Origin of the sequence: Paenibacillus sp. UASWS1643 (assembly GCF_008693195.1) — a bacterium.
GTDB lineage: Bacteria > Bacillota > Bacilli > Paenibacillales > Paenibacillaceae > Paenibacillus > Paenibacillus amylolyticus_B.
The window spans coordinates 264,305-275,161 of the sequence record NZ_VXKZ01000112.1 but is presented as its reverse complement, the minus strand read 5'-3'; the positions used below and the strand labels follow the sequence as shown (position 1 = coordinate 275,161).

At 46.3% G+C, this 10,857-nt stretch carries 7 protein-coding genes and 1 tRNA gene; 3 read left to right on the top strand and 5 right to left on the bottom strand.

Going from position 1 to position 10,857, the window contains the following annotated elements; translation table 11 throughout:
• Positions 1-374: 374 nt before the first annotated feature.
• Entirely contained in the window at positions 375-1,604 is a 1,230-nt protein-coding gene (locus tag FE296_RS20405; RefSeq protein ID WP_150366118.1) for a CynX/NimT family MFS transporter, read from the top strand.
• Between the two features lie 127 nt (positions 1,605-1,731).
• Here the strand turns inward: FE296_RS20405 and FE296_RS33815 are convergent, their stop codons facing one another.
• The 3 genes from FE296_RS33815 to FE296_RS20390 all read right to left on the bottom strand — a co-directional run bounded on the left by FE296_RS33815 (position 1,732) and on the right by FE296_RS20390 (position 7,280).
• A complete protein-coding gene (locus FE296_RS33815; RefSeq protein WP_150366117.1) occupies positions 1,732-5,745 on the bottom strand; it encodes a S8 family serine peptidase in 4,014 nt (1,337 codons plus the stop codon).
• A gap of 395 nt (positions 5,746-6,140) precedes the next feature.
• Complete coding sequence (locus tag FE296_RS20395; protein WP_124117701.1) at positions 6,141-6,911, bottom strand: class I SAM-dependent methyltransferase; 771 nt, start codon at positions 6,909-6,911, stop codon at positions 6,141-6,143.
• A gap of 295 nt (positions 6,912-7,206) precedes the next feature.
• Positions 7,207-7,280, bottom strand: a tRNA-Arg gene (locus FE296_RS20390).
• 290 nt (positions 7,281-7,570) lie between these two features.
• On the opposite strand from FE296_RS20390, the gene FE296_RS20385 reads away from it, so the two are divergent.
• Positions 7,571-7,864, top strand: a complete 294-nt coding sequence (locus tag FE296_RS20385) for a magnetosome magnetite crystal formation protein family (RefSeq protein WP_017692583.1) — start codon at positions 7,571-7,573, stop codon at positions 7,862-7,864.
• Positions 7,865-8,041: 177 nt separating this feature from the next.
• On the opposite strand, the gene FE296_RS20380 is transcribed toward FE296_RS20385, so the two are convergent.
• Entirely contained in the window at positions 8,042-8,398 is a 357-nt protein-coding gene (locus tag FE296_RS20380; protein ID WP_124117699.1) for a hypothetical protein, read from the bottom strand.
• Between the two features lie 31 nt (positions 8,399-8,429).
• Positions 8,430-8,729: a hypothetical protein gene (locus FE296_RS20375; RefSeq protein WP_017692581.1), complete on the bottom strand. Its 300-nt coding sequence runs from the start codon at positions 8,727-8,729 to the stop codon at positions 8,430-8,432.
• A 193-nt stretch (positions 8,730-8,922) separates the two neighbouring features.
• Between FE296_RS20375 and asnB the strand changes: the two genes are divergently transcribed.
• A complete protein-coding gene (asnB, locus tag FE296_RS20370) occupies positions 8,923-10,767 on the top strand; it encodes an asparagine synthase (glutamine-hydrolyzing) (protein WP_150366124.1) in 1,845 nt (614 codons plus the stop codon).
• Positions 10,768-10,857 lie beyond the last annotated feature (90 nt).

Sequence of the window (10,857 nt, the reverse complement as noted above, 5' to 3'; positions counted from 1 at the left end):
GCTTCCTTCGGGAAGCTTTTTTTGCGTTCTGGGGATGAGAACCCCAACGGTTCGTCGGAGCATTCGCTTCGTTAGCACCACTTCGCAGTCTCGACTGCAAGGAGAGTATCCCTCCTGGGACGTATTAAAAAGAAGCTTCCTTCGGGGAGCTTTTTTTTGCGTTCTGGGGATGAGAATCCCAACGGTTCGTCGGAGCATTCACTTCGTTATATGCTCTATGTCGCTGCATTGGAGCAGCCGCACGAGGCACCCACGGTCCATTAGGTGTTTTTTTCATTTCATTGCTCAATATTGACATAGAATGTTATGCTTACGGAGTGGATTATGTAACAATCCATACATATTAACTTCTTAGGAAACAGGAGATTTTATCAATGTCATCTTCAATACAGCAGCACTCACCTATCCATACCGAGGAAGAGCATTCTTCGACATCCAAAAGATTCGGCCTGTTGTTAGCAGGCATTATCGTCATCGCCGCTACCATGAGATCACCGATTACAGCAACCGGACCTGTAGTGGAGATGATCCGCTCAGATACAGGTATCGGCCATACAATGGTTGGGCTTCTGACCTCACTTCCTTTGCTTGCCTTTGCAGCAGTCTCTCCTTTTGCACCACGTCTAGCCAAGCGGTTAGGACTCGAATCTGCTCTGCTATTGGCTGTTATGATTGTAACCATTGGGGTGGCCTTACGCTTGTTGCCTTCAGTTCTCTCCTTATATGCAGGAACCGCAATTTTGGGGTGCGGCATTGCATTAAGCAACGTACTTTTGCCAAGTTTGATCAAACGTGATTTTCCATTGCGGGTAGGTATCGTCACCGGATTATACTCTGTATCCATGAACATATTTGGCGCCATCGCCTCAGGTGTGAGTGTGCCCGTAGCAGGAGCCACATCTATGGGTTGGCGTGCTTCGTTAGGCATGTGGGCCTTGTTGTCCATATTGGCGCTTCTCCTGTGGCTCCCCCAGATCGCCGCAGGACGTCAGCGAATGTTATTCATAGCCACACAAAGTGAAGGGACGCCTGTACGTCTACGGACCTCTTCTCTGGCCTGGTTCATTACTTTATTTATGGGTCTGCAGTCTCTAATATTCTATACAACGATTACCTGGCTTCCCGAGATTCTCGCTGAGCAAGGATTCAGCCCCACCTCAGCAGGGTGGATGCTCTCCCTAATGCAGATGGTTAGTGTACCGGCTACCTTTATCGTTCCAATCCTCGCTGGCCGAACGCGAGATCAGCGTGTTCTAACCGCGATAACGTGCTCTTCTTTAATTGTCGGGTATGCTTTATTGTTAACTGGTATCGCTTCGCTCGTTACCATTGGTGTCACGTTGGCAGGAATAGGTGCTGGAGCTTCATTTGGAATGGTAACCATGTTCTTCGTCCTTCGCACAAAAGATGCCAGACAAGCTGCCAGCCTGTCCGGGATGGCTCAGTCCTTCGGATATATGCTTGCTGCAGTGGGACCTCTACTGTTCGGCATGCTTCATGACTGGACAAAAGGATGGACCCTTCCGTTGCTTATACAGGTCATTCTGGCCATCGCTTTGCTAATCGCAGGGATTCAGGCCAGCAAAAATAGAATGATCGGTTAGCCATACAATTTATTTATAGAAAAACAAAACGGCCTCCATCCTGAAAATCAGGATGGAGGCCGTTTATGCATAGAACAATTCCTTCATTAATTTATTCAATTTTAATCAATTTCAATGAGGAATGAAGTTACTTCACTTTTACCTTAATCGTGTCTGTGCTGGTAACGCCGGCTGCGTTAATTAACTCTGCCCGATACGTATACGTGCCCGATGCTTTCCCGGACAGTGTAGTCACAGCACTTTGCGCATAAGGTGTAGCCGAACGGAGTTCTTGCGTATCGATCAACTTATCATTTTCATAGAGACGATACTCTGTAGCGTTGGTCCCCCACCACAGGTTCATGGTCACCTTATAATGGCCGTCGCCATCCCAGTTATCCTGAGAGAGAACCGCTTTGCCTGGCGTTGCGTTGGTAACCCGAACAGTCAACGTTTGACTACGCGTTGTTCCCTTGTCGTTAGTCAGCTCAGCCACGTACGTATACGTGCCATTGGCTTTGCCCGTGATCTTCGTCTGAGCAAACTGCGCCCAAGGTGCGTTGTAAGTCAACTTTTGCGTATCAACCAAAACCCCGTCCTCATATAACTTGTAGCTAGTTGCGTTCTCGCCCCACCACAGGTTCATTGTAACGATATACGCGCCCTCTGGTAAGCCGTTGCCTACCCAGTTATTGTGAGACAATACAGGCGTACCTGGGGCCTTAGTTGCCGGAGTTTCAGGTTCGGTCTCCACGGCTTCCAACTTCAGTGCCGTATTGGCTGTGCCCGAAAGCCCCTGTTGGTCTTTTACCGTAAGTTCAACAGCATACTCGCCTGCTTCAATTCCCTCCAAAGGAAGGCTGAAGCTGCCATCAGCTTGCACTTCAAAGACTCCTTCTTTATAAACCGAACCATCCTCTTTTTTCACAACATACGTTGCTTCCAGGGAAGCTGCCGGATCAAACGTGATGTCCCATCCGCTGGCAAGCGCAGGAGCTACACGGAAGTACAAGTCCTCCACGCTACCATTAAGAACAGCAGACTCATCCTCTTTGAACTCCAACGCTTCTGGTGCAGTTACAGCCGGAGCTGTCTTTTTCACCAAAAATGGCGAAGTGTCTTCCTTATAAGTTTTGCCGTCCGTACCAATAGTAGTGATGTCTACCGTATATAAACCATCCGGAATCTCAGTCACTTCATCGGTTGTGTAATCTGCATATGAGCCGTCCCAAGCAAGGTTGTATCTTGCATTGGCATTGAAGTTAAAATAGTTGCCAAAGATGGAGCCGATATAACCATCTTGATAATATCCACCTTCCGGATTAAGACCATCATAGATCTCAATCAGGGCAAATGTCATTGGATTATAAAATTCCATCGCTACATTAAGGGTATCCAACGTACCATCAGCCTTCAATGGATAGTGGAATGGATTTTTTTCAGTGCCTTTTACGGTTTCAATATACTTAACTCCACTCAACGTAACGTTGAAATGAGCAACATACGGCACAGTAAAAGTATTGGTTCCGTTTGAGAACTCGATGTATCCTTGTGCTTCCGTAGTGGCAGTAACCCCTCGTGGAACGGTGATTGTTACTGCAAGTTCTTCCTCACCATTCAGAGTGAAGGAACTTTTATCTACGGCAACAGATACACCAGCGACATTACGAGTTGGATTCACATTTACGGTGTAATCCCCGCCACTACCATTCAGCGCTTCAACTTTAATCGTTTTGGTGATCGTCTTTTCATCTGTGCTCAGGAAATTACCGTAGTTGATACTTCCGGTGATATTTTCCTTTTCTACAACTGCGCCACTCTCCGTGTATTGAGTAACATCAAGCACTTTGACAAAAGCAGCGGGATCGATGGTGTTCACAGCCTGAATACGGCCAGCACCTTGATCAAATACATCAAACTTGGTTGTATCCAGCACCTTACTATTGTTCATCAGTGCAACTTTGATATCAAATGGTGTCCATTCCGGATGCTTCTCGATCAGCAGCGCAATCAAACCTGCTACATGAGGTGTAGCCATACTTGTACCTGATTTACGATCATAAGCTTGTGCGTAATCTGCGTCTGGCTCATCCTTGCCGTAGGCAGGAATCGTAGACAAAATGCTTGTACCTGGTGCAACAATATCCGGTTTGATGTCCAGTGTTACCTTTGCAGGTCCACGTGAACTGGATGAATTCATTTCATCGCCCGGAGTTTGGGAACGTTCAAAATCACTAAAGCTCACTTCAACGGCTTGGCCTGCGTCCAGCTCAGCCTTGATCACATCTCCATCTTCCTTTGACATGCTCAGTGTTGGAATGAGTTCAAAGTTATCGCCCAGACTTACACCGATTGGACCGGGAATGTTGTTATACACAATAACAGCCAAGGCTCCGGCCGCTTTGGCATTGGCGATTTTCTCTACAAATGCGAGTTCACCACGCTGTATTAATGCCACTTTACCTGTAAAATCTTTGCCTTCAAAATCAGTTGGCTTACCCAGTGCTGCAAATTCAAGCTCATATTTTCCTGTCAAAACAGTTTCAGGGTCTGCTGACAAGCTCCATCCCATCAGATCCAGACGGTAAACCGACTCTGTAATAGCCAGTGGAGCTTCAGTCGGAGCAATTACAGACTCCTCTTCCACAGGGGCAGCTTCAGGAGAAGCTTCAACCGGTGCAGAAGGTGATGCAGATGGAGTATTTTCTTCTGCTGTAGCTTCTTCTACATTCGGAACTTCAGCGTCGACAGGCGTTTCAGCTGTAATTCCATTTTGTTCTGATCCAGCAACTAAAGTTTTATCAGAAACCGCGTCCTCCACAGTTGCTGCACTTTCCTCAATAGCAGTTGCGGGTACACCTTGCTCTGAACCTTTAGACTCTTCTGTTCCAGGTGCCGTACCCAGTTCAGGAGATTGTTCAACCTCTGGCACCGGTTGTTGATCAGGTTGTGTCTCTTCGCCTTCCTCACCAATCCAGAAGTGAGTATCAGCTGTAATCAGCTGGCTAGGTCCTGTAGAGTTACCTACCGTAATAGCCATTGCAGACGCACCTGGAGAACCGAGTGTATAACGGTTGGGTCCGCTGTTACCACTTGCTACAACCGCTGTCACACCAGACAACATCGCATTGTTCAGGGCAACTGAAGTAATATAACTCGGGTCGTTGGCGGCGTTACCCAACGAGAGATTGATTACGTCCATGCCATCTTGAACAGAACGATCAATTCCGCCGAGTACCCATGAGGTTTGACCACTACCATACGGTCCAAGTACACGGTAAGCATAGATATCTGCTTCAGGAGCAATACCAACAATACCATAGTCCCCCGCTTCGCGAGCAGCAACGGTACCCGCTACGTGTGTACCGTGAGATGTGTAATAGGGGCTTCCAAGCTCGTTAAGCTCAGGCTCGCCCGATCCTTTCCATTCTTGATATGTTGTTTCATACGGATCATTGTCGTTTCCAACAAAATCCCATCCACCTTTGTAGGCTTCTTGCAAATTAGGATGTTCATAGTCAATGCCTGTATCAATGACTCCGACTTTAATGCCATTTCCTTTGTAACCCAGATCCCATACTTCAGGTGCACCAATAAAAGGTGCTGTGTCTTTCATGTACGGGTTCACTTCATCTGTTTCTGGCGCTATTGTAACTTCAAGGTCAGGATATACGCTGACCACGCCAGGTATTTGAAGCAATTGTCCCACCTGGTTTCCTTTAAGCTCAATCGCTACACCATTCAAAGCATATGCATATTCTTCCAATACTTCATGTTTGATTTTCTTCTGAGTGAGGCTATGTACAAATGACTGTTGTTGTTGTTCAACTTGAGTCACAGCCTTTGTTTCCATAGAGGAGGTAAAAGATTTTCCGGAGAGGGTTGATTCACCTTGCGCTACTGCAACAGGTTTATTGGAAAGCTCAACGATCACTCGGGTGTTCTCTCCACCCAGACCTTCCAAGCTTTTATCCAAAAATGGATCTGCGGCAAGTTTTGCTTCCCGTCCTGCAAGAATCTCTCTCCATTGTTTGGCTTCGGCTGTACTGGGTAAGTTGTCAAGCTGAATAACTGAATCTGCGGGAGCGGCTCCAGCCGCGGGGAGAATAATGGAAAAGACCATTAGGACACTTAATAACGTGGATATCAATCGTTTACTCAAGGCTTTGCCCCTCCTTTTAAATGTGAATACGTCACCAAATAATGGGTTCCTGCTGTTTGTGCGTACTGCAATACGCGCTCCAATTTCACCACCTATCTGCAAGAAGGATTGACCCCTGGTAAATTATTCTATCAAAATACCACATTTTCCTTCTAAATACTTACAAATATGATATAGAAATTACTTATATGGGTCTTGAGTATGATGAAAATATCCATTTGTAATTATTTGTCGTTTGAATATTTCATTTTTAAAATAATGCATCAAAAAAAAGACCAAGAGCCTCTTTATTCGAAAGAGATTCCTGGTGTACAGAGGAAGCGTGGTTAGCATACAAGGGATCTTGATAATTCGTTTAACATCGATAAAAATTGCTACATATCACAAAATTCTACTTATTCTGGCTTCACGGCTTCAATACGCAGACGTTTGTAATCGGCATACAGAGCATCATCTTTCCAAAGGTGAGGCTTCACGATCTGACTGGTTTCATGGCATATTTGTTGTATCTCTTCATGACTGAGACCTGCAAAATAGTCGCCTCCAAAATGAGCCAACCAGCCTACTATACCCTGCTCACCATCTGCCAGTCTGGTAGGACGGTCATAGTGATAGGCATGACGCACCACAAATCCACGTTGCTCTAAAATATGGCTATATTCTCCGATCGAAGGAAAATACCAAGGATTACGTTCAGAAGCACGAATGCCCGTGTTTCGCTCCATAACCTGCTCTAATGCATTCACAATGGTCTGTACATTCCCTTTACCACCAAATTCTGCGACAAAACGCCCTCCAGGCTTCAAAGATTTCCATATACTATCCACCACTAATCGCGGGCTTCGCATCCAGTGCAGGGCTGCATTGGAGAAAACGGCATCATACAGTCTTTTCGTCTCAAACTGATGACCGTCTCCTTCCACGAACTCAAGTTCAGGGAATTTCTTCCTCGCACGGCGAATCATGTCTGGCGATGCGTCCATGCCAATAATTTCAGCTCCGGTCAGTGAAATTTCATGCGTCAAATCCCCTGTCCCGCAACCCAGATCAAGAATGTATTCCCCTTTTTGGGGTTGAAGCCAAGAGATCAGATTTTTGCCGTATCCGGACACAAAAGCCAGTTTGTTGTCATACTCATCTGCTTGCCATTGATTTAATGATTTCATGAATACCACCGTCGCTTTCGTTATTGATATCCTCATTGTGGCATAGAATTATTTATTCTTTAAATATATAAATTCTATATTGTTTATAGGTATAACCAATAAACCAATTCCCTCAAAACGCAAAAAAACTTCCCGAAGGAAGTTTTCTTTTTTTTACGTCCCAGGAGGGATACTCTCCTTCCAGTCGAGACTGCGATGCAGTGCTAACGAAGCGAATGCTTCGACGAACCATTGGGGTTCTCTTCCCTTGAACGCAAAACAAGAAGCTTCCCAAAGGAAGCTTCTTGTTTTTTTACGTCCCAGGAGGGATTCGAACCCCCGACCGACGCCTTAGAAGGGCGTTGCTCTATCCAGCTGAGCTACTGAGACAAATATGTATAATAAATTTTCGGCGCGGTTCTTATTATACTCTGATTTCTATATTTTTCAATAGTTTTATAAAAAAATTAATAATTATACTTAACCACGGGTTCAAAAATGTACTTTATCGTATTATTCATACTCCAGCCCCTTTGAGAATATGATAGCTTGAACCAGGTTATATTGAGGAGATTGGGACATTTAGAGTAAGATTAACAGCAGACATTTTCAATGTCAGAATTGCTGGGTAATCTTTTGCATACATACATTTCAATGATCCATTGAAGGAGAGAATCGTCATGAGACAACTTTTATCAGCACTATCCTATTTCAGTATTTTCTTTGCCCCGTTCCTGTTTCCGATCATTATATGGATTGTTGCCAAGGATGATTACATTGAGGGACATGCAAAACGTGCCTTATTCTCACATGTATTCCCCTTTCTCGCTGCCATTCCGTTATTTTATTTCTTCGTGACTGCGCATAGTCTGGGTTCCGCCGTCGGGTTTGTCATTCTATTCTTTGTGATCTACGGATTAAGCTTTGTGTACAATGTGGTTAAAGGGATTCAAGTACTGCGCGAGTATGCTTGATCACATCTCCACCTGATCTGACCATTGCATAACAAAACCCGCCGTTCAACAACGGCGGGTTTTTCCAGTTACAGATACAGTCAGAGCAAACAGCAACAGCAACAGGTCACATCTACATATAGCTCAACATCGAACTCTATCCCGCTAACACCACATGTATTGCTGGAGCGTTACCTGTTAAGCCTGCCCGATCAGATAACGCTGAAGTGTTGGACCAAGCAAACCAAAGGCAAACAACTCACTTTGAAACCGAGCTTTATCTTCTTCGACTGTCATGCCTTCACTGTTCTCAAATGCGGTATTTGTCGCCTCTTCAAACGCAGTATGCATATTATTGTTATACCAGTCGATCGCCGAATCGGAGTGATTGCGTACAATCCGAACAACTTCCAGCGAATTTCCGGGCTGGGTTGAGGCCACGTATACAAGTAACGACGGATCTCCGGCATTTCCAGGCTGCACTTCAACCTCTGCACAAGACAATCCATCCACCTCGGTTAATCTGCGTATTTTGGCATCTTGAATGGCATACATTCGTCATCGCGCTCCTTTTCCTTTGTGCTTATCATGTACTTTGTTCAATCTGGTATCGTGTCTCTGGTGTGCCCAATCGGTAAATCTCCCGATACACCTGTTGTAATACCGTTTCATACGCTCGGTTTACGGACTCCTCCGGTGTATCTGGCCATGGGAATACCATGCCAGGAAAGGCCTCTTCCTCCTTTTCCTGCATGAGGCTCAGTAGTCCCAGTAATTGCTCCGCTTCCTGCGGCGTTGCCTGAATGATCCATTCATACGATGTTACCGACGGATCCGGAATAACGGAGCGGCCCATGACAGACACATAATACTTCATACTGTCCATTGCATGTTCTCTCCTTCACAGGCATGTTGAGGCCGTTGTCCCTAGAACTAGTTTCCGAAGAGGACAGACATTTTATGCCTGCTTTCGGCATATATTTGTTACGACCTCTGACGAAAAAGACAACATTTGCTGGTTGCCAGTAATTAAGCAGCCATACGGATGAATGACTCGACCAAGAAAGGATGAACAAACCATGTGCGGTATTACCGGCTTCATACAGTGGAATCGGGATTTGACCCAGGAATCAGAGCTGCTGGTCCGTATGACGGATAGCTTGTCGAACCGGGGGCCCGACGCTTCAGGTACATGGATCTCCAATCCTTGTGCCTTTGGACATCGGCGTCTTAGTGTAATGGACCCCGAGAACGGCGCACAACCCATGCATGCGTTACAGGGAGATTCCTCCTATACCGTCGTGTATAACGGAGAACTATACAATGCACCCGAGTTGAAAAAGGAATTGCTCCAGCGGGGGCATCAGTTCCGCACGCAATGTGATACGGAAGTGTTGCTCGCCTCTTATATTGAGTGGGGACCGGCATGTGTTGACCGGTTTAACGGTATTTTTGCTTTTGCCATATGGGATGGGGGACGCGAACAGGTTTTTATCGCACGAGATCGCCTTGGCGTGAAACCTCTGTTCTACAGTAATGCCAAAGACACACTCGTATTTGGCTCAGAGCCCAAAGCTCTGCTTATTCATCCAGATGTAGAAGCCGCTGTTGGCCCGGAAGGATTGGCCGAAGTGTTTATCGTAGGTCCTGCACGGACACCAGGACACGGCGTATACTCTTCACTAAGCGAACTCAAGCCTGCGCACGCGCTGATCTATAACCGAAACGGGATCCGAACCTATGCCTACTGGAAACTGGAAAGCCAGAACCACGAACATAACCTGGAAGAGACGGCAGCCGAGGTACGATCTCTCTTGCAAGATACACTGGAGCGCCAGTTGGCTTCGGATGTTCCAGTATGCTCTCTTTTATCAGGAGGACTGGACTCCAGTGCCTTGTCTGCATTAGCCGTGGATTATTACAACCGGACCGGGCAAGGCCAAGTCAGTACGTATTCTGTCGATTATGTGGATAATGCCAAGCATTTTCAGGCGCATTCCTTTCAGCCGGGTGCGGATGGACCCTGGATTAAGCGAATGGTGGATGAACTCAAGACCGACCATCACTGGATTGAGATTGAGAACGGAGAACTGGTTCATGCATTGACACAGGCCATGCTAGTAAGGGACCTGCCAGGTATGGCAGATGTAGACTCCTCGCTCTATTTGTTCTGTAAAGAAATCAAAAAAGGGGCCACGGTTGCCATCTCAGGCGAAGCAGCGGATGAAGTGTTTGGCGGTTACCCCTGGTTCCATCGAGAAGATATGCTGAACTCCGGGACGTTTCCGTGGTCTGTAGCGCCTGATATGCGAGCAGCCTTGTTATCCCCGGACATTAGGGAATGGATTCGGCCACTCGACTATTTGGCAGACCGCTATTCGGATGCAGTGGCTGAAGTGCCTCTGTTGGATGGAGAAACAGGTAAAGCTGCACAAATGCGGGTGATGTCCTACCTGAACATTACACGTTTCATGCCTACACTTCTGGATCGCAAAGACCGGATGAGCATGGGGGCAGGACTGGAAGTGCGGGTACCTTACTGTGACCATCGTCTGATTCAATATGTGTTTAACATCCCGTGGGAAATGAAAATAACCGGCGGGCGGGAAAAAGGTATTCTGCGCAAAGCACTCGAAGGTGTCCTGCCTGACGATGTGTTATATCGCAAAAAGAGTCCATACCCAAAAACACATAATCCGCAATATCTGGCCGCGGTCAAACAACAGGTACTTGATATCCTGGATGATCCCACATCACCTATTTTGCCTTTGATCGACAAAACTCAGATCCGCAATCTTGCGTCTTCACCCGATGCAGCTTCCAATCTTCCCTGGTTCGGACAGTTAATGTCAGGGCCACAGTTATTTGCATATCTGACTCAGATTAATACCTGGTTGCGAACATATAAAGTCGCTATTCGATAGAATTGCCTTTCTGATTTCCATTCACAAAAAAAGACGTCCGGTGAACAGCATAACTGTTGCTCACCGGACATCTTATTGTTATACATAAAT